The sequence below is a fragment of the Halomarina pelagica genome, assembly GCF_024228315.1.
GTDB lineage: Archaea > Halobacteriota > Halobacteria > Halobacteriales > Haloarculaceae > Halomarina > Halomarina pelagica.
In genome coordinates, this window is sequence record NZ_CP100454.1 from 352,815 (window position 1) to 371,345 (window position 18,531).

Here is an 18,531-nt window from a genome sequence, read left to right on the forward strand (position 1 = left end):
AACGCCTGCTTGACATCCTCCCGCGCCTGAAGACGCAGGAATCCCCACGGCACCGCACCGCTGAGTTGGGAGATTACGGTTCGCGGTTCACGACCTGTTCTCGTGGGGCGAAAACACCCGCACTACGGTCGAACAGGTGAACCGCTGGCTGTGCCAACCAGCCGTTATCCCTATCATCGCCATCCGTGGCGAGACTCGGGAGTACCTTTTGCCGAATGTTCTCCGCGCCGTTCACGTCCGCGTTCGCAACCGTGTCGCACGTCTCACAGACGTACAGTCCACGTTCGACACGCTGATTATTGTCCGTGTGGCCGCACGCTGAACACGACTTCGACGTATCACGTTCTGACACCAACTCCACGTCGATGCCTTCGGCTTCTGCCTTGTAGTCGAGTTGCGTCGTGAAGCGGTCGAACGCCCACCCGTGCAAGTCCAAGTTGCCGTGGTCGCCCCAATTCCGAGAGTCACCGTTCTCGTCGTCCTCTCGGATTCCACCAAGGTCGCCAACAACAAGTGTCCCAACACCTCGTTCAACGCACTCCTCCACGATTGCTTTCGAGAGTGCGTGCAAGCAGTGTGTCCGACGACCCGTCCGCTTGCGGTCAAGACGAGTCGCCTCTTGGGACGAGGAATCGTCGCACGTGGCTTTCTTCTTCGTAAAGTAGTATTCGTCCTCTTTGAGTGCGCCACCGGGATACAACACGGATTCACCGCCGAAGGAGACGGCGGCGAAGTTGCAAATCCCGAGGTCAACACCAGCCACTTCGTCGCCCGGCGGTTTCGGGTCGATGGTGGTGCGACAGACGAATTGGAGTCGCCACTCGTCGCGCTTGTAGACGGCGCGAACCTGTTGAATGTCCCACTCGGTCAGGTCAACATCCGGGCGCGTCTGGTACTCACACAGGATGAAGTCCGAACGGTGTTCTTTGAGGTTTCGTCCTTTCGAGAGGCGGACACGGGCGAACTGTGCGTCGTGTTTGAAGCCGGCCGCTTTGAACGACACGGTTGAACGCGGGTGGGAGTCTCCGTGTTTGCGGTAGCCGGGCGGTCGGGCATGGTCGTCGCCGTTCCGACGCTTGCCGAACCAGCCGGTGAACGCTTCAGCGAGTTCTTCGAGAACGCGCTGACTGGACTGAGAATGTAAGTCCGTGTAGCGTTCGTGGCCTTTGAGTTCGGCTTTGAGTTCCCCGTCATCGGGAATCTCGCCCGTTTCATCCCACTGTTCTTGTGCGTAGTAGCGGCCGACGTTCCAGAGTTTTGAGGCGGCCCACCCGAGTTGGTTGAGGTCGTCACGAACCTGTTGCTGGTTCGTGATGGTGGTTTCGAAGGTTCGGATGGTTCGACTCATTTTCTGGCTTCATAACTGGTTATGGGCGCCGTTCTCTCAATAGTGTCGGTTAGCGTGGGTTATCCGGCCTTGCCATCGATGGTGGATTGTGTAGGTGCTGTCGGATTCATCCTGATCCTAAAGGGTCAGGTATTCTCCTTGGTTATCTATAATCTCGGCGCGGCCGCCGATCGCTCCGATCGGGAATCCACCGCCGATAACCTTCGCAAACGTCGTGAGATCCGGTTTGATGCCGTACTTGCCCTCTGCACACTGCAAGCCGCCGACCCGGAATCCGGTGATGGCCTCGTCAAAGATCAGTAGCGAACCGTAGTCGTCACAGAGATCACGGAGCGTCTCGTGAGAGCCTGCAAGAAGAGGATGTCGTGGTCCGCTCAGTAGACGAAGCAGCCACGCCGCCGACTGTCTCCTACTCGTTGTCTACGAAAGGTGACGAATTCACCGAAATCATTACGCAGATCGAGGAACTCGAACACGGTGCGCACACGACTGATTGACTATAGCTGTGCAGTGAGGTGTTCCTGGAGGAGCGTTCGATGACACCGTTTCTTATTGGTGTTCTCAAAACAGACTAAGACGAGCTGTTCCTCGGCACGAAGCCGGTCCGTGAGTTCAGCGATTGCTTCTTGTGCATCCGCTGCTTCGGTGAGATGTGCTTGGTACCGATCCTCGAACCCGACCTCGTCCCAGGCAGCATTATGCGCGCCTTCGTCACACATCCCCTGCATTTTGAAGTCCTCTTGACGCTGTTTAAATTCGTCCAACAGATCGGGAGGCGGGCCAAGGGGAGGATAGTTCTCATCGATTACAGATCTAAACCACCCTGTTGGTCGACGAACTACGCCCGCAAGCGTGGCATCCTCCGGGAGGTCAACAAGATCGTATTGAAGAGCAGCCACATACGTGTCTTGGAGTAGTTCGTCTGTATTCATGATTGCCGCCTGGATGTTCAATGTCCAGAGTAGTCAATTTTTTCGGTGAACCGTATATTCGAATGTGGACCGAAGAGCGGTGTGACACTGAGTTGAGAAAATTTGTGGTCTCCTGTTGGAGAGTACACGCCTCGGCTTCCCTGAAGAAGCTAAATCTACAGAATCTCTCCACACTGGCTTTGTCGAAGCACTTCAACAGCCTTTAAGCGATCGAATCCCCTCTGGCACCTGTCCCGCATCAGTCCACATTCCATCCGAATCACGGCTGATGAGTTTGCCGTCGTTCGTACCAGCCAACACACGCCCGTCGACGACAGTCCACGCGAGGATGATCTCCGCTGGGCCACCTGGGTAGGAGACGGTCTCAAGCGTCTCGCCAGAATCCGTCGACTCCACCAGAATCGCGTCGGCACCACCCTCACCGCTCCATGTCCCCGGTGAACTCCGTGCGGCCGCTGCATAGAGCCGTCCATCGAACATGAAGGCCTCCCGGAAGTAGCGATGATCGAGTTCGGTGTCGAGCCGCCTCCACGACTGCCCGGCATCGCGCGTTCGGTAGAGCCCATCGCCACACGAGGCGACGTACTCGTCCGCCCCGAGGACGAGGATGTGATGGACGTCGTCGTGGACGCCGTCGCGGCGCTCGGTCCACGTCTGGCCCTGGTCCGCGCTAATATGGACGCCGCCGACCTCGACGCCGGCGATTACTCTGTCGGGCGTGTCGGGATGCACGCCGAGACTCCGTACATGGGCTTCGTTGCGGTGGCGCGGCGTATGCCACTCATCCCGCGATGGAAGGTCCTGAAAGCCCTCGAGTTCGTCCCACGTCTCACCGCTATCGGTCGAGACGTAGAGATGCGCGGGGTGAGTGCCCGCGTAGAGTCGCTCACCGTCTGGACTGGTGACAACCGAATAGACCTCCTCCTGTGGGACGCCGAGATCCTCCCACGTCTGTCCCTCGTCCATCGACCGATACAATCCAGTCTTCGTGGCCGCGAACACGCCGTCGACCTCCGGAAACGTCCGGACTCGAGGCGTATCACCGCTGTCGAGCACCTGTTCGACGTCCTCGACGGGGACAGTTGCTGTACGGTAGACGCCGTCGCGGGTGCCGATGAAAATGGCCATAGCGGGAGTACGCCCGCCGTCTGGTTAACCTCCGGGGTGCCCTTCGTACGTAGGCTCTTGCTGTCCTTCGACCGTGAACCGGGCGACCGTCACGCCGTATCGCTCTTACGCAAAGCTACGGAAACGGTGGAGGGCGAAGCAATCGATGAGTGCGAACAGCGACGCGCCGATCCTGTTCAAGGATCGAACGCAGCCGAAGGTATGAGCGGCCTGTTCCAAGCCTTGCTTGGACAGGCCGCGGAACTTCCGCAGCCACGGATGCAGGAGTGACCACAGGCACTCAACCTGATTAATATGGACGCCGTCCGGCGAAACGTACCGCTCCTTGTGAACGACCGTCCGGTGGTCGTACTCCATCCAGCGATACGCTTGGAGACCGTCGGTCCAGACCTCTCCCAGTGGCTGGGAGAGGTCTTCAGCCTCCTCAATTACCGGTCCAAGATCACCCTCGTAGCGGATTCCTTTCTTCGCGCGAATGACAGTGAGCTCGTCGCGGCAGGCCGCGACGAGCGTCAGTTGGTCACCGTGACGTCCTTGCCATCGAGTGCGTCCAGTTCGAGACGACCCGCCGCGAGCCCGTCCGGGCCGCGGCGGGTCTTGGCCCTTGTATCCTGAGCAGACTTTGCCACTCTCATCGATTTGTAACGGGCCGCTGTGCGGTCGTTTGAGACGGTTCCAGACAATTGGGAAGCCGCGCTCGAGCGCGGCTTCCAGGTCACGAATTGCTGTGTGAATCGTGTTGTACGCGCGGTCAAGCACAATCGCGATTTGATTGATGCTGAGCAGGGTATCTGCATAGAGAATGAACGCGAGAAGGACCTCGCCTGCGGGGAGGTCCTTCTCGCTGAAGGGTGTGCCGTAGGTGTAGGCGGGTTTGAACTGGCAGCTGCGACACCAGACACGATCGGAGTGCTCCCACGTTCTGATCGTCCGATTTCCGCAGCGAGGGCACGGTGTGTGCTCCCAGAGTTGCTTGAGACGCCGCTCGACGAGGGCGTCGAGCGGCTCGGTCCGAAGCTCTAAGATACCGTCGTCGATTAGGTTTCGAAGCATTCCGCCGAAGGCTGGCTGGGTTTTAGACATATCCGCTAGATGTCGGCGGAATGCACTGACTTTTCCGTAGCTTTGCGTAAGAGCGTCGCTGATTAACCAACAGCGGCTCACATATTCGGGGATTGTTGGTTACTATGAGCCTCCCCCTCTTCAGCTGGTGAGTCCCACGCCCTGTCGACTTGTACAGGAAACTATTCCTCGAAGTAAGAACTATATCCTTCGCCACGCAACGCTGAGTATGGCCAATACAGAGTCCCCCGGTGGTCCCCCGCCGTTCGAGGATGCGTTTCGCGGTGACGACGTCGAACAACGCGTCTACGGGACGATCCTCCAGACTCGGGAGCCGACGACAGCGAGCACTATCGCGGATCGTGTCGGCTGTGATCCGAAAACGGCTCGAAAATACCTCGGCTGGTTCGCCGAGCTCGGTATCGTCACGCACCACGACGGCCACCCGGCGACATACGAGCGCAATGACGCGTACTTCGAGTGGCGACGAATCAACCAACTCGCTGCCGAACACTCCGTCGAAGATCTCCAGCAGCGTGTTCAGGAGTTGACCACGCATATCACCGAGTACGAGGACAGGTACGACGCCGCGATGCCGGCGGCCGTCGACGCTGTCGCTGCTGCGGAGGGGAGCGACGACTGGACGATCGATGATGTGTACAGTGACCTCGGCGACTGGGCGACCGCACGTGAGGAGCGCGAGCGCTACGAACGTGCCCGGCAGCAACGCGCCGGCGCCGAGACCGAACAGGCGTCCGGGTAGTCTCAGCGATGGTACCGCCAACAGGGGACGGAGGTAGCCCCGCGCCTATCGATCGCCCACTACTCGAATTTCTCCAATCGCGCCTGCAAGCGACACAACAAGTCAAACAAGCAATCATCACGAACGCAAGTGGGCATCTCGAACTCCGTGTCACACTCGCACCAGTGTACTATCCCGAACCCGTCGACGAGGCAACTATGACTGTTCGTCGGTACACGAACGACGATTTCAAAATCCACTATCGAGAGGAGTATCCGGACCACGCCTGGGAGTGCCGGTGGGATCGACACCCGAACCCCCACAATACACGGGACCATTTCCATCCCCCACCAGCTGCCTCCACACCCGGCGACGATGCCTCGTGGCCGAGCGATCATCGCGATACCCTCCGGCTTGTCCTCGACGGGGTCGAAGACCGAATCGCGACTCTGTGGGACGAGTAAGCGACCGCAGCCCTCAACGGTTTGTCGGCGCCGAAAGGCGCGAGGCGCGCCTGCGAGCGTGCCGGAGCGTGAATTCATATGACCGATCCAGACATACTCGACGACACGGCAGCCGATCACGAGCGGCATGAAACCGAGCTCCTCGCCCAGGACCGGGATGCGGCCCGAGTGTCGACGGCGGACGTCGACGAGACGACGGCGCAACAGCTCGTGAGTGACCTCGTCGACGACGGTGTCGTGACGGCGGTCGCCGAGCAGCGAGTCCTCGTTCACGAACCGAGCGGCGAAGCGTTCAACGCGATTCGACAGCTCGCCGTCTTCCATCGTGGGTGGACGGCTGGCCGTGATACCGACGAGGAGTAGTCGTAATGCAGCAGACGCTTTCGGGATGTGCGTTCTGCGATGCGCTTCCCGGGTCGGAGCGTGGCGCCGCCGTCACCTGGGGGAAAGATGAACGGGTTTCGCATCCGATCTGCGTCGACTGCGCCGTCCAAGCCCGGGCCGACCCCGATGACCGAGATCACCACGCCTGCGATGGGTGTGGGCTCATCGTTGACGCGCTGTCGGCCCTCACATCGTTCCGCGTGGTGATCGGCCATCTTGAAGGGACGTTGCGCCTCTGTGCGCAGTGTAGCCCCGGTGGACCCGCGACGTACTGGACACGGGATCTCGATGAGCATCTCGTCGCTCGCTCCCAGTCCAGATAGGCTGACCACAACACTCTTTACTGATTCGCTGTAAACTGTAAACATCTACTCGCCCATGTCACGCACCTCAACCCGAGCCAACGGCGATATCATCCGCGACTTCCTCTCAGTCGCGAACCTCCTCGAGGAGCCACAGCTCGCCCAACTGTACGCGTATGTCGCTCGAGAGGAGGGAGTGACCGTCCGAGAGGTGATGGATGCCCTCGATCTCGCGCAGGGAACGGCCTACACCTACGTGAACCGGCTCGTCGACGCCGGCGTCCTCGAGACGACGACTGACGGGCAACCTCGGACGTACGTCGCCCGCGACATCGATCTAACCGTCACGGCCGCCGACGGCGGTCGCGAGTACACGATCACGCCGGCGCTCATCGACGCCGTCGGGCGGCGAGCCACTGACGGCGACATCGACACGTACATCGACCGGCATGGAATCGCTGGCCTCGCGACAGCACTCACCTACACCGTCGACCGCGAACGCGGTGAGGTCACCCACCGGCTGATGGCTCGTGATCTCGATATCTCCCCGCTCGCTGCCGAGATCATTCTCCAGGCGCTCCGGCCAGTCGTCCACGAGCACTTCGATATCGAGGAGGCAGGCGCGTCGGTCGCGGATATCGAGGGTGTCGACCGGGACGTCGCCGGCGACAACGCGTGAGCACCATCCATATCGCTGATACCGGCCTGTTCGTTGCGATGGGCCAACCGTCGAACCGTCGGTATCAGGTCGTCCGGACGTTTGCACGCCGGAACGACATGGCGTTCGTGCTTCCGGAACGCGTCTACGATGAACTGACAGTCAACGCGCCCGACGTCGAGACACCGCCGATCGATACGGCAATTGATGAACGGTGGGCCCGAGTCGCAGCCCCATTGGAATACTCACATGGACTGGTCTCGCGGACGATGGACGGCGTGCAGCGATACATCGCGAACGCTGATGACCGCCCGGCCGACGAGATCGAGCGTGCGGATCCAGCGCTGGCAGGGGTCGCCGCGCACGCGTTCGTCGAGGGGACCGCAGATCACGCCTACATATACACGACGGATACACTGGCTGGCGAGGGAGCCGAAACCGTCTTCGCCAGTGAGGGCTACGGCGATTCAGTCACGTACGTGAACGGCTTCCGGTTCGTCGAAGATCTTCTGGAGTAGGCCGCTCCTCGGCGAGTCCGCACATCGTCACTGTGAGTCTAGGAGTCGATAGCAGCCCGTAAGCGATGGTCCTCATCGTCTCGAAAGCCCTCGGGCCGTTCACGGGCGGCGTCGCCGCCCGTTAGCCCGGGAGAGCGGAGCTCTCCCGTTGCTCGGCATCCCGCGACCACGCGAGACTCCGTCCCGCTGGCCCTCGTTCGCTCCGTCGCCGGCGCAAAGCGCCGGCTTCAAGCAGGACCGTCGGTCCCGCCCGGCGCACGGGAACCCCGCTGCGCTCCTCGTTCTTGTGGTGCTTGCGGAGTCGGGGACGACCGAGGCGGCCTCGCCCGTTCTGAGTCCGCCAGGATGTCGGCTGTGTCACTGAGCGTCGGGCCCGGTTGAATAGATGAGTACGCCTAGTACAGCAATACAGCTTCCTCTGATATCACGAATTATGAGATGTCTAAAAGAGAGTAGAATCTGTTGGACGCCTACTAGTGAAGTCCCCAGAAGAATGCGATCCCGAGAACCGTCACAACGGAGAGCAGAAGCTGAAGCGGGGCACCAACACGGGCGTAGTCGGAGAACTTGTACCCGCCTGGGCCATAGACGAAGAGGTTCGTTTGGTATCCGACGGGAGTCATGAACGCCGTCGAGGCGGCGAACGTGACCGCGAGGACGAACGCGAACGCGTTCCCACCGACTTCCTGTGCTGTCTCGACAGCCACCGGAATCATGAGGACGACGCTCGCGTTGTTCGAGATGATGTTCGTGACGAGACCTGTGACGAGGTAAAACACCCAGAGCACCCCGATCACGGGAAGGAACTGACCGGAGAGGGCGACGAGCGACCCAAGGAACGTGGCAGCCCCCGTCTGTTCAAGCGCGATACCGAGCGGAATCACGCCGGCGAGCAGGAAAATAACGCTCCAGTCAACGCCCTCGTAAATCTCACCGGGCTTAATTACGCCAGTGACGACCATGACGACGACACCGGCCAGCGCCGTCTGGACGATGCTGAAGTCGAGCGAAGCGAAAACGTCGATACCGGTGATTGACGCGAGTCCACCCCACGGCATGCCGACGAAACCGACGACACCGACGATGATGGCAATGGCCCACGGAATCTTCTCAGTTCGATAGTTCGGGGTCTCAGACTCGTGAGCGACGATGAAATCCGGATTCAACGAGAGGCGGTCGATGCTGTCGGCAGGTGCCTGCACGAGGAGCGTGTCGCCGACCCGGAGTTCGACATTGTCGAGACGACTCCGAATCGTTTTCCCACCAGACCGGAAGGCGAGAACACTCGCATCGTAGCGCTCGCGGAACGCGGACGATGTGAGCGTCTCACCGAGAAGGCTGGAGCCGGATTGAATGACGATTTCGACAAGCGTCTGGGTGTCCTCACCGGCATCGAGTTCGGAGTCAGAGGGCGGGGTGCCAACGATGTCGAGACCCACCAGTTCACGAAGTGATCGGAGCGTCTCGCGGTCCGTACGAACCGTAAGGATGTCTCCTGGGTGGATTTGTTTACTTGCGATGCCCTCGAAGTAGGTCTCACCGTCGCGGACGAGTTGGACGATGTCTGCATCGAACCGTGATTCGTCGACGGCTTCTCGAACCGTTTTTCCGATGATTGCGGCGTCCGCACGCACGGCAACCTCGGTGATGTAGTTCTGCAGTTCATACTCCTCGATGTAATCCTCGCGGGCAGGGACCCGCTCGGGGAGGAGCCGGGGGGCGACCGTCATGAGGTAGGCAGATCCCGTGAGGAGGACGATTACGCCGAGACCCGTGAAGGTGAACATCGAGAATCCCTGTCCGATGAGGCGTTGAGACACGCTGGACGCGAGAAGATTGGTCGATGTTCCGATGAGGGTCAGCATCCCGCCGAACATAGAGGCGTATGAGAGCGGGATGAGGAGTTTCGAGGGTGAGGTCTCTCCTTCATGCGCAAGGTCGGAGATGACGGGGACGAGAATGGCAACGACGGGTGTGTTGTTGATGAACCCGGAGACGGGGCCAGTCACGCCGATGGTCGCGGCAAGCTGTTTCCGCCGGTCGGTACCGGCGAACGCAGCCATCTTTCGACCAATGATCTGGACAGCGCCTGTTTGACTGATACCCGTGCTGAGGATGAGCATCGCAAGAACGGCGACGGTTGCGGTGCTGGAAAATCCTGAGATACCCTCGGTGACAGAAACGTCCGTCCATGGCTTAAGAACCGTGAGCAACACCATGACGAAGATCGCAGTGATGTCTATCGGGAGAAGTTCTGTGATGAAGAGGATCAGCGCAAGAAGAACGATTCCGAAGACGACGAGCATCTCCGTCGTGAGAGGTGGAATTGCCCCGGCTTGCGCTGGGAGAAGCATGAGTTCCATATGCGTACTATCAAGCTCGCATGACATAATACTTCCGGATAGCAAATGCATAAGTTATACGATGGATAGTGAAATGAACAGGCGCTATCCTTCGGTGAACAGGCCGATTGACCAACTGCTCCACACGAGAAGAACTGTGAGAAAGGAATGTGACGAATCCATCCTCCTCCAAGGTTGTGACGTATCCCTACGCTCTACATAGAGAGTTAAACACTCAACGACGAATCGTCTCAGTAGTCGCGATTAGCTCATCGATGAATGCAGCGAAGAGCGATTCGAGATCGTAATCAGGGTCGTTCGGAGACTCCTTCCAGAGTTCGACATCAAACTCTCGTGCTGCGGTTGCTTTCCCTTCTGTGGCGATGACCATGAGAATCGTCTGTTGATAGATTACGATCGTTCGGTGTTCGTCGACGCCGAGATGTTCAATCGCGGCCGTTTCAAGTGCAGCGCGGATATCGACTGGTTCGACCACCGAATACTGCTGTACCGGCTCCTCAGCGCCCGTCATAGCGGCCGATACTATCCGTCAGTACAAGTATGCCGGACTTCGGTGAAATCCAATCTCGTGAAAGCTTCGGAAACGGTGGAGGGGCTTGGCACAGTCGAAGCGGCTGTCCTGTTAACCAACAACTGCGGATTCGAGCGGGTCTCTGTTGGTTAACCCCCTCGTCGTACGCGCTGCTACTCTGTTAGTGGAGACGACACACTGGCCGGCTCTGATTTCGAAAGCCCTCGGCCGCTCGGCATCCCGCGACCACGGGAAGACGGTCCTGCTCACTTTGTTGCGCGGGCTGCGACTTCCCTACCTTCGTTCGCTGCGCTCACGAAGACCACGCTGCGCGCCTCGTTTCACTCGATGCTTACGGGGGCGGGGGACGACCGAGACGGCCTCGCCCGTTCTGAGTCCACCAGGATATCGGCTGTGTCACTGAGCGTCGGGCCCGGTTGAACGGTGTTTCTCTCCGGCACGCCCCGCTCGCCGCTGCCGCCCTCTGCTTGCTCACGGCTCCTTCCGGTCGCCGTTCGCTTTCGAGGCGCTCCCTGCGGTCGCGCCTCGCTTCGCTCGCGACCGACCATTCGTAGAGAGTTCGATGGAATCACCGAGTTGGTGACAGTTTTTCACACCCGTGCTGACTACAGAGCGCATATCTCGTAGATCATTACGCATTCGTTGGGGGCGACTACTTTCACCCAACTAGGAGTACGTATTTGACCGGTGAAACCCTTGAGGACACAGATAAACCAATGAACCTGAACAAATCCATCTCTGATGAACTTTCATTCGCTCCGGTCTCTGGCTCGAAGACAGATCTCTACTTTCGATACCTGACTGAACAATGAGCCGAGAGTCGTCACCACAAGACAGTTCCGTTGATAGTAAAATGTCGTTCGTCCTCGTTCCCGGTGCATGGCTCGGGGGTTGGTGTTGGAAGCATCTCACACCACTGCTCCGCGAAGAGGGGCAGGAGGTGTACACTCCCACACTGACGGGCCTCGGCGAACGAGTACATCTCGCTCGCCCTGACACCGACCTGGAGACACACGTTCGCGACATCGTGAACGTTCTTGAGTACGAAGATCTTGAGGATGTTGTCCTTGTCGGCCATAGTTACGCTGGGCTGGTGGTGGTGGGGGTGGCTGAGGAAGTCCCCGAACGACTCGCACACGTCGTCTACCTCGACGCGCTGGTTCCGATGGGTGACGAGCCTGTCTCGGCATCGGATTTCTATCCACCAGACGAGTGGACAACGATGGAGGCAGCAGCGGAAGGTAACGATGGCGGCTGGCCAATGCCGGACGACCACTCCGGCTGGGTGGGCATTTCGGACGAGGACACACAGTGGATGCGAGAAAAGGCAGCCCCCCACCCATTGAACACGTTCAAACAAGCAGTCGCTACCGAAAATCCGGATGCAACAGCGATTCCATATTCATACATCCTGTGTCAACGAAACGGGATGGATGACGGTGTTCTAGAGATGGTTCGACAGCTCTGTGATGAGCGAGCGTGGGATTTGTACGAGCTAAATACTGGTCATTGGCCGATGGTATCCGCACCTGATAGACTCGCTCAACACCTGCTCGACATTCTCTAGACCGATTGAACAAGCTCGAAAGGTTGAGACGGACCCGTTTATTAGGAGATATTGCCGCCGTCGAACGGCCTTCGATTCGATGCTGTATCGACATCGGGCCAAGCGTGCTGAATTCACCCTCAGTATGTTGCACGCACTTCCTGTCACAATCTGAGGGTTTCAATAGATCCCTATGTTCTTTATTCGTTACGGCACGCACCGCTCGCCGGTCGCTATCGAGGCGCTCCCTACGGTCGCGCCTCACTTCGCTCACGATCGTCCATTTATACAGGGTTCGTTGCAATTGCCGAGAAGGTGACCGTTTTTCACACCCGTGCTGAATACAGCGCGCATATCGCTCGAACGCCCCCACGAGTATCGACTGTCGCAGTTATCGTTTGAGAGAACGTAGCAGATGGTATGGCAAATGTCAGCGCGCCGTCCGTGGACACCGGGACGATCCACGGCACTGTCGCGCCCGGGTTCGAGCCGGTCCGTGACGTGTTCGCGGAGAATTTTCGCGACCGCAACGAATTGGGGGCGGCCATCGCCGTCTACTGGCGTGGCGAGCCAGTCGTCGACTTCTGGGGTGGCTACCGGGACACCGACCGCGAGCACCCGTGGGAGGCCGACACGATGGTCCTCGTGGCCTCGGGGACGAAGGGGATGACGGTGGCGGCCATCGCTGTCGCGCTCTCGCGGGGGTTGTTCGCGCTCGACGACCGCATCGCCGACCACTGGCCAGCGTTCGCCCAGCACGGGAAGGGCGAGGTCACGGTCCGACAGTTGCTGAGTCATCAGGCCGGTCTCGCGACGCTCGATGAGCGCCTCTCGCCGGAGCAGATCGCCGACCCGGAGTTCCTCTCGGACCTGCTCGCGAGCGAGGAACTCGACTGGGAGCCCGGCACCCGCCAGGGCTACCACGCGTTCACGCTGGGCTGGTACGCGAGCGAACTGCTCCGGCACACCGACGGACGGACGCTGGGCCAGTTCTTCGCCGACGAGGTGGCCGAGCCGCTCGACCTGGAGTTCTACATCGGGCTCCCCGAGACGATTCCAGCCCACCGCGTGGCGGAACTCGATGCGTTCGGGTATCTTGATATGCTTCGGAACCTCCGCACGATGTCGCCCAGATTCGTCCTGTCGTTCTTCAACCCGTGGTCGGTGACGAGTCGGGCGCTGAACGTCCTCGCCACGAGCGAGCCGAGCGACCTCAACAGTCCAGCGTTCCGTGCAGTCGAGATTCCCTCGGGTAACGGCATCGGGACCGCTCGCTCGATGGCACGGCTGTATGGTGAACTCGCGACGGGCGGCGAAGCGCTGGGGCTCGACGAGGACGTGTTCGCGGAACTGACCGCGCCCCCGGTGCCGCCGTCAGGTGACCGGCGGGACGTCGTCATCGGCAAGGAGACGGCGTACGCGATGGGGTACTCGAAACCGTCGCCCGATTTCCAGTTCGGGACGTCCGACGCCGCGTTCGGCACGCCGGGTGCCGGCGGTTCGTTCGGGTTCGCCGACCCCGACGTGGAACTGGGCTTTGCCTACACACCCAACCGATTGGGCCTCCACCTGAAGGACGATCCCCGGGAGGTGGCACTCAGAGAAGCCGTCTACGAGTGCCTCGACCGCCGAAGTTCGGAGACGGATTCACCTCGTCCCCGACTCTGATTTTCTGCATAATTCGATACCGCCGCGAATACAGGTCCCGGCAGACTACTGTCGCTCCCCTGACTCTTTCGTTACTCGCGATGGTCGCGACCGGGTCGGGGAATATATCCTCTGTATGTCGCACACACTTCCTGTCACGACCTGAGGGTTCCAACAGAGCCCTATGTTGTTAATTCGACACGGCACGCACCGCTCGCCGCATTCCGCCCTCCGCGTCGCTCGCGACCGACCATTCCGGGCTGTCGCGGTCTCGCTCCTTCGTCACTCGACCGCGTTCCGGGTTAAAGTGAATGTGCCCTCGACGCCAACATTAAGCGCGTTTTCGGTTGCGCCCCTCGCGGGCTTTCGTGTTCCAGCGCTTTGGGCCGTTCCGCGCGGCGAGTCACACCACGACTCGCCGTGCTCACGACCGTCGCCCTGGACACGGACCCGTAGTCCGGGCCAGACGCGAGAAACGGCTTAAAGCTGGCCGCTCGCTCCAGGCGGACGGCGCGCGGTGCTGGATGATTGGCCTCCCTATGGCGCGCTCTCGCTCGCGCCCAGAGGGCACTCGCGAAGGCGCGAGCGAGCGCGCGCAGCTGGGTCTGTCGATCGGTGTCGTCGGAAAACCGCGATGTAGGAGCATCGCGGTGTCGGGCGCGTGAGCGCCTTCAGGAGCTGAACTCCAATGTCGAGTAAGAACGTCTTTGGTAATGAGGTTTCGGTCGATGAACAGGCATTCGAAACAGCGGACGAAGCGACGGTCGACGAGGACGGTTTCGAGGTCGTCGATGAGACGCCGGCGTTCCAGGCGACGGTCGAGATGGAGATCCAAGCGAAGGTCGATTCGAACCACCCAGACGCGCGGATCGAAGAAGGCCCAGATCACCTCTACGGAAAGACCCTCGAACAGGAAGAGCGCATCAAGGCAAGAGAAGCCGAGTTGGCGCACATCAGTGCCCAGGCCGAACTCGGGCGGCAGGACGGCCGAGCAGAGCGGACACGTGAGGTTGTCGTCGAACAGTGTGGTCAGAACGACCCTGAGGTCGAGGTGGATCCCCGTGAAAAGCTCACGCAGGCGGAACTCGCGGCGGTAAATCGCCAGGCGATGCGGATCAGTGAGCGCGTTGAGGGAGGGTGGTCGCGAGCGGTCGTCGCCAAGGAGTTAGCCAGGTATGCCGCTGGACGGGAGGATCTGACGAAGGCAGTGTTGGAGATGCTGGAGCGACAGAAGACAGTCCCCGGAACGGTTGTTCCGATTGCGGAGGTGCCGGACGTGCCGGTCGGTGAGGTGACCGTGCAAGGTGAGATCACTACGCTCTGGGAGCCCTCTGCACCGAGTATCCAGCAGGTGGGACTGATCGAAGACGAAAGTGGACGAACGAAGTTCACGATCTGGGAGCGCTCGAACCAGACGGTGGTCCGTGAGGGCGAGACGGTCCGGTTCCGGGCGGCTGCGAAAAACTGGTACAATGGCCGGTGCTCGATTGCACTGACGGGCTGGTCGCGAATCGAGTTCCCAGAGCGCGCTCGGTGGTGGGAAGCATAGCTGGCTAGTGTAGCCTTCTTTTTTGCTACATGCCGGCCTGACCCAGGCCCCACCGCCCCACCCTCCGCTCCGTGCTCGCTCAGTGAGACTCGCGTTGCTCGTCTCACATGCTCTCGTTCGCGATGCTCACGAGAACTTCGCTGCGCGCGCAGCCACGACCTCGTTCGAGACCTCCTTCTCGCATTAACCGATTCGGAATACCAAGTACCGGAAATCTGAATTTCCCGTCACTGAAATATTATCACGATATTCGTAATCTGACCACTCAGCAGTATATTGCCCTTCTAGTTCGATTGGATCACGCCATTTCTTCCGCTCGATCCAATCAGAGTTTGTTTTGCCTGACCAGTGCATTGACCCACCTAGCTCGGCACCCTCGTGGACGCGCATCTCATCGTGTAACGCAGTATAGCCAGAATGCGACCAGTAATTCGCGTCATTCGTCAATAGAATCGCGTATCCATAGCGGCCCTGCTCCGCCACAATCTCTTCAACCCGGTAGATGTCTTGCAGGAATCGATAATGAGCTTGGTCTCGAGCTCCTTGACGGCTGAGTTCGAACGTCTCTCCGAATCCTTCGTCTTCGACAGTAGCGCTCTCGGTCTTGTATTTGAGCTCAATTGGTATTGTAACGTCGTCACGACGAACCCCGATATCAACCTTCGTTCTAGGAAGTGGCTCCCACTCCATCCTGACCCGTTTTTCCTCGTACATCCGGCCGAGCTCCGCTCCAAGTGAGAGCTGAAAATGACGTTCGGAGTGGTAAATCGAACTAATCTGTTTCAATGCCCAATCCACATCGACCATACACAAGTTGAAAACTCAATATAGTTAAAATAATAGGTGTAGCCCTATCGCCTTGGCCAGTATAGGCCCACGACTCTTTGAATGAGAGATTAACAGATGTATTCATCAGATAGGGAGATCGCGGAGGGACGAATAATCCCAGAACACCAATTCATAATAATCAGTGTCTGGATTAGTAGAAGCCATCTCATAATCCAGTACGTCAGTACAATCGGTAGTTCCCATCACGTCAGCCGATAGCTACGACTGTTGTAGTTAGATTCTCGGAGAACGTCTGGATGGGTGATTATGAGATTTCTCTACCATCCAGACACTGTCCTTACGGCCTCTGACCTTGAAACCCTAGCGGAGGAACTCCTCGCAGCGATTCCGATCCCCGGAGTCGAAGCCGCAGCCTTCGACTCCGGGATCATTCGGAAGGCGCTCCTTCAAGCTGCTATTGATCAGACATCGATCAAGGCTGTCACTGAGAGCACACGCGGAACGTACTCCGACGACTACACGCTTGCGCAGCTTCACACCATTCCACCCAAACTGCTCGAAGCGGTCGTTAATGACCTCCTCAACCAACAGGCGACGATGACCCTCGGCGGCGGGCCGAGGATCATCTGCCTCGACTTCGTCGACATCCACTACCACGGCTGTCCACACCGTGATCCCGGTGAACTCTGTCACACGACTCCACACGATGGCACCTCGCAGTGCTATCGCTACCTCACTGGGTCGTTCTCTGTCGAGCAAAACCACTCGTCGTCGCGGTCACTGCTGTGCGTGGCGACGAACCGAAACACGACGTGGTCGAGCGATCGCTCGACCACGTCGTGGAACTTCCGTTCGACGTCGCTAGGCTCCTCTGTGACCGTGGGTTCTACAACGGCGCGTGTATCCGCCAGCTTCGTGAGACTGCACCACTCGTTCTCCCGATCATCCGCCGTGGAGAACGAATGGCCAAGAAACTGGAGACGTCGATCTCCTACTGGACGGAGTACGCGATGTACAAGGGAAGCGAGCGGAAACTGCGCTTCCCGCTCGCGGTCTGTGTCTCCTACCAGCAGGGCAACCGAGGGAAGCACGGCCTACTCGTCCGGGCGTACACGGCGTGCGATCTGGCCGATCGCACGCCTAAACAGGTCGAAGCACTCTACCAGAAACGCTCAGCGATCGAGACAGCCTTTCGAACCATGCGCGAAGCGCGTGCGCGAACAACCACGACCGATCCAGTCGTTCGGCTGGTGTTCATCTTGGTGAGCTTCCTGTTGCGGAATCTCTGGCTGATCGTCCGGTGGAGCGTGCTCGCCACGCCGCGTCGCGGCGGGCGAGCACTGCCCGTCTGGTTCCGTTTCGAGGTGTTCCGAGAGTGGATCACCCACACGCTTGAGGAGCTGCTGTGCCGGACGTGGGAAGCACCGACCAATGGTGTCGGGATTCCCGTGACGTATGGCCAGCTGGACGCGGGCTGACCGAGCCCGCGTCCAGCGAGTGCCCTTCGATGAGCGATTGCTTTGCACCGCTGTCACGGATTCGGCGCTCTCACTGGCGTGAGACCACCTTTTGCTGTTCATCGTCTCCTTTCTGAGATCAAGCCTGTCGCTTCCATCGTAGAAAATCAGGTCAGCGCGTAGAGCCGATGGGAACTACCGACAGTCGAAACTGTCTGTGAGGACGGTGGCCTGGTCATCGATGAACAATGTATCGATCACGGGCCGGAGTGGCGGGCGTACGACAACGAGGAGTGCGAGCGAACGGGTGTCCCGCTCACTGCGGCTCGCCACGATCGAGGCCTGTCGACGGAAATCGGTCGCGGCACCGACGCGAAGGGGAACGAACGCTCCGGGAAGAAGTGGCGGCGACTCGCTCGGATGCGCCGTGAGCAAACCCGTGGTCGCTGGCGGTCGAAAGCGGAACGGAATCTCGCACACGGGCTTGGCGAAGTGCGACGGTTGACGAGTGTCCTCGAGCTCTCCGATTCGGTCCGTGACCAGGCGTGCCAGCTCTTCCGGAGTGCCTAGAACGAGGATCTGCTTCGTGGCAGATCCATCGAAGCCATCGCCGCGGCCAGCGTGTACGGGGCCTGCCGGTGCAACGGCCTCTCCCGACTACTGGGCGAGGTCAGCGAGATGGCCCGCATCGCAGAGTCACAAGTCACGAACGCGTATAAAACGCTGAACGAAGCGCTAGGGCTCCCTGCCGAGCCCGTCTCCCCCAGTATGTTCGTGCCGCGACTCGCCTCGGACCTCGACTGTCCGGATGTAATTCGGCAGCGGGCCCGAACGCTCGCGGAGCAGGCTGAAGAACTCGGTGTGATGACGGGGGTCCATCCGGCCGGGGTCGCAGCGGCCTGCCTCTACAAGGCCGGTCGCGAGGAGGGGTGATAGCTGACGCAATCCGAGGTTGCAGGAGCCGCTAACATCTCACCAACAACGGTTCGGACCCATCGAGACATACTACAACAGCTGGACGATGAGCATAGAACGGGCATCAAGGGCGATACAGAGAAGCGAGTGGCACCGGCAAAAAGCAGAGGTTAGATAAGCGTTGTCACAGAGGAT

The 18,531-nt window shown here is 59.6% G+C and carries 17 protein-coding genes and 3 pseudogenes; 12 read left to right on the forward strand and 8 right to left on the reverse strand.

Annotated features, from left to right (window positions below):
- Window positions 1–73: 73 nt before the first annotated feature.
- Together NKI68_RS01835 and NKI68_RS01840 are read right to left on the reverse strand one after the other, a co-directional pair.
- Window positions 74–1,348 carry an RNA-guided endonuclease InsQ/TnpB family protein gene (locus NKI68_RS01835; protein ID WP_254544977.1) on the reverse strand — a complete coding sequence of 425 codons (1,275 nt, stop codon included), beginning with the start codon at window positions 1,346–1,348 and terminating at the stop codon, window positions 74–76.
- Window positions 1,349–1,492: 144 nt separating this feature from the next.
- Window positions 1,493–1,696: pseudogene (locus tag NKI68_RS01840) on the reverse strand (aminotransferase class III-fold pyridoxal phosphate-dependent enzyme); the annotation flags it as partial.
- 17 nt (window positions 1,697–1,713) lie between these two features.
- Here NKI68_RS01840 and NKI68_RS01845 point away from each other — a divergent pair.
- Complete coding sequence (locus NKI68_RS01845; protein WP_254544978.1) at window positions 1,714–1,845, forward strand: hypothetical protein; 132 nt, start codon at window positions 1,714–1,716, stop codon at window positions 1,843–1,845.
- Here NKI68_RS01845 and NKI68_RS01850 read toward each other — a convergent pair whose 3' ends face one another.
- The 3 genes from NKI68_RS01850 to NKI68_RS01860 form a co-directional block, all read right to left on the reverse strand.
- Window positions 1,846–2,280, reverse strand: a complete 435-nt coding sequence (locus tag NKI68_RS01850; protein WP_254544979.1) for a DUF488 family protein, N3 subclade — start codon at window positions 2,278–2,280, stop codon at window positions 1,846–1,848.
- 192 nt (window positions 2,281–2,472) lie between these two features.
- Entirely contained in the window at window positions 2,473–3,408 is a 936-nt protein-coding gene (locus NKI68_RS01855; protein WP_254544980.1) for a WD40/YVTN/BNR-like repeat-containing protein, read from the reverse strand.
- Between the two features lie 105 nt (window positions 3,409–3,513).
- Complete coding sequence (locus NKI68_RS01860) at window positions 3,514–4,491, reverse strand: IS1595-like element ISHrub1 family transposase (RefSeq protein ID WP_254544872.1); 978 nt, start codon at window positions 4,489–4,491, stop codon at window positions 3,514–3,516.
- Between the two features lie 208 nt (window positions 4,492–4,699).
- Between NKI68_RS01860 and NKI68_RS01865 the strand changes: the two genes are divergently transcribed.
- From NKI68_RS01865 to NKI68_RS01880, 6 genes are all read left to right on the forward strand, one after another.
- Window positions 4,700–5,233, forward strand: a complete 534-nt coding sequence (locus tag NKI68_RS01865) for a DUF7342 family protein (RefSeq protein WP_254544981.1) — start codon at window positions 4,700–4,702, stop codon at window positions 5,231–5,233.
- A gap of 8 nt (window positions 5,234–5,241) precedes the next feature.
- Window positions 5,242–5,676, forward strand: coding sequence for a toxin-antitoxin system TumE family protein (locus tag NKI68_RS23750; protein WP_368410913.1), 435 nt, complete (start codon window positions 5,242–5,244; stop codon window positions 5,674–5,676).
- A 78-nt stretch (window positions 5,677–5,754) separates the two neighbouring features.
- Window positions 5,755–6,039: a DUF8069 family protein gene (locus NKI68_RS01870; RefSeq protein ID WP_254544982.1), complete on the forward strand. Its 285-nt coding sequence runs from the start codon at window positions 5,755–5,757 to the stop codon at window positions 6,037–6,039.
- A 5-nt stretch (window positions 6,040–6,044) separates the two neighbouring features.
- Complete coding sequence (locus NKI68_RS23755) at window positions 6,045–6,383, forward strand: DUF7558 family protein (protein WP_368410914.1); 339 nt, start codon at window positions 6,045–6,047, stop codon at window positions 6,381–6,383.
- A gap of 55 nt (window positions 6,384–6,438) precedes the next feature.
- Window positions 6,439–7,041, forward strand: coding sequence for a DUF7437 domain-containing protein (locus NKI68_RS01875; RefSeq protein ID WP_254544983.1), 603 nt, complete (start codon window positions 6,439–6,441; stop codon window positions 7,039–7,041).
- Entirely contained in the window at window positions 7,038–7,538 is a 501-nt protein-coding gene (locus tag NKI68_RS01880) for a PIN domain-containing protein (RefSeq protein WP_254544984.1), read from the forward strand. The genes NKI68_RS01875 and NKI68_RS01880 overlap by 4 nt, the downstream gene beginning before the upstream one ends.
- 473 nt (window positions 7,539–8,011) lie before the next feature.
- Here NKI68_RS01880 and NKI68_RS01885 read toward each other — a convergent pair whose 3' ends face one another.
- Complete coding sequence (locus tag NKI68_RS01885) at window positions 8,012–9,892, reverse strand: SLC13 family permease (RefSeq protein WP_256562695.1); 1,881 nt, start codon at window positions 9,890–9,892, stop codon at window positions 8,012–8,014.
- Window positions 9,893–10,115: 223 nt separating this feature from the next.
- On the reverse strand, window positions 10,116–10,412 hold the full coding sequence (locus NKI68_RS01890; RefSeq protein ID WP_254544985.1) for a hypothetical protein: 297 nt from the start codon (window positions 10,410–10,412) through the stop codon (window positions 10,116–10,118).
- 874 nt (window positions 10,413–11,286) lie between these two features.
- Between NKI68_RS01890 and NKI68_RS01895 the strand changes: the two genes are divergently transcribed.
- From NKI68_RS01895 to NKI68_RS01905, 3 genes are all read left to right on the forward strand, one after another.
- Window positions 11,287–12,000 (forward strand): alpha/beta fold hydrolase, encoded by a 714-nt coding sequence (locus NKI68_RS01895; protein WP_254544986.1) that lies wholly within the window; start codon window positions 11,287–11,289, stop codon window positions 11,998–12,000.
- Window positions 12,001–12,399: 399 nt separating this feature from the next.
- Window positions 12,400–13,647, forward strand: a complete 1,248-nt coding sequence (locus NKI68_RS01900; protein ID WP_254544987.1) for a serine hydrolase domain-containing protein — start codon at window positions 12,400–12,402, stop codon at window positions 13,645–13,647.
- Window positions 13,648–14,314: 667 nt separating this feature from the next.
- Window positions 14,315–15,175 carry a DNA-binding protein gene (locus NKI68_RS01905; protein WP_254544988.1) on the forward strand — a complete coding sequence of 287 codons (861 nt, stop codon included), beginning with the start codon at window positions 14,315–14,317 and terminating at the stop codon, window positions 15,173–15,175.
- 183 nt (window positions 15,176–15,358) lie between these two features.
- Here the strand turns inward: NKI68_RS01905 and NKI68_RS01910 are convergent, their stop codons facing one another.
- Window positions 15,359–15,982 (reverse strand): hypothetical protein, encoded by a 624-nt coding sequence (locus NKI68_RS01910; RefSeq protein ID WP_254544989.1) that lies wholly within the window; start codon window positions 15,980–15,982, stop codon window positions 15,359–15,361.
- Between the two features lie 288 nt (window positions 15,983–16,270).
- On the opposite strand from NKI68_RS01910, the pseudogene NKI68_RS01915 reads away from it, so the two are divergent.
- Window positions 16,271–17,442, forward strand: a pseudogene (locus tag NKI68_RS01915) (ISH3 family transposase).
- A 183-nt stretch (window positions 17,443–17,625) separates the two neighbouring features.
- Window positions 17,626–18,510: pseudogene (locus NKI68_RS01920) on the forward strand (transcription initiation factor IIB); the annotation flags it as partial.
- Window positions 18,511–18,531: the final 21 nt, after the last annotated feature.

What these genes read in the sequence shown, in the direction of transcription:
- NKI68_RS01855 (WP_254544980.1), bottom strand. Translation starts at nt 3,408, where the DNA reads ATGGCCATTTTCATCGGCACCCGCGACGGCGTCTACCGTACAGCAACT.
- NKI68_RS01900 (WP_254544987.1), top strand. Translation starts at nt 12,400, where the DNA reads ATGGCAAATGTCAGCGCGCCGTCCGTGGACACCGGGACGATCCACGGC.
- NKI68_RS01865 (WP_254544981.1), top strand. Translation starts at nt 4,700, where the DNA reads ATGGCCAATACAGAGTCCCCCGGTGGTCCCCCGCCGTTCGAGGATGCG.
- NKI68_RS01890 (WP_254544985.1), bottom strand. Translation starts at nt 10,412, where the DNA reads ATGACGGGCGCTGAGGAGCCGGTACAGCAGTATTCGGTGGTCGAACCA.
- NKI68_RS23750 (WP_368410913.1), top strand. Translation starts at nt 5,242, where the DNA reads ATGGTACCGCCAACAGGGGACGGAGGTAGCCCCGCGCCTATCGATCGC.
- NKI68_RS01905 (WP_254544988.1), top strand. Translation starts at nt 14,315, where the DNA reads ATGTCGAGTAAGAACGTCTTTGGTAATGAGGTTTCGGTCGATGAACAG.
- NKI68_RS01870 (WP_254544982.1), top strand. Translation starts at nt 5,755, where the DNA reads ATGACCGATCCAGACATACTCGACGACACGGCAGCCGATCACGAGCGG.
- NKI68_RS01835 (WP_254544977.1), bottom strand. Translation starts at nt 1,348, where the DNA reads ATGAGTCGAACCATCCGAACCTTCGAAACCACCATCACGAACCAGCAA.
- NKI68_RS01885 (WP_256562695.1), bottom strand. Translation starts at nt 9,892, where the DNA reads ATGCTTCTCCCAGCGCAAGCCGGGGCAATTCCACCTCTCACGACGGAG.
- NKI68_RS01875 (WP_254544983.1), top strand. Translation starts at nt 6,439, where the DNA reads ATGTCACGCACCTCAACCCGAGCCAACGGCGATATCATCCGCGACTTC.
- NKI68_RS01895 (WP_254544986.1), top strand. Translation starts at nt 11,287, where the DNA reads ATGTCGTTCGTCCTCGTTCCCGGTGCATGGCTCGGGGGTTGGTGTTGG.
- NKI68_RS01910 (WP_254544989.1), bottom strand. Translation starts at nt 15,982, where the DNA reads ATGGTCGATGTGGATTGGGCATTGAAACAGATTAGTTCGATTTACCAC.
- NKI68_RS01850 (WP_254544979.1), bottom strand. Translation starts at nt 2,280, where the DNA reads ATGAATACAGACGAACTACTCCAAGACACGTATGTGGCTGCTCTTCAA.
- NKI68_RS23755 (WP_368410914.1), top strand. Translation starts at nt 6,045, where the DNA reads ATGCAGCAGACGCTTTCGGGATGTGCGTTCTGCGATGCGCTTCCCGGG.
- NKI68_RS01860 (WP_254544872.1), bottom strand. Translation starts at nt 4,491, where the DNA reads ATGTCTAAAACCCAGCCAGCCTTCGGCGGAATGCTTCGAAACCTAATC.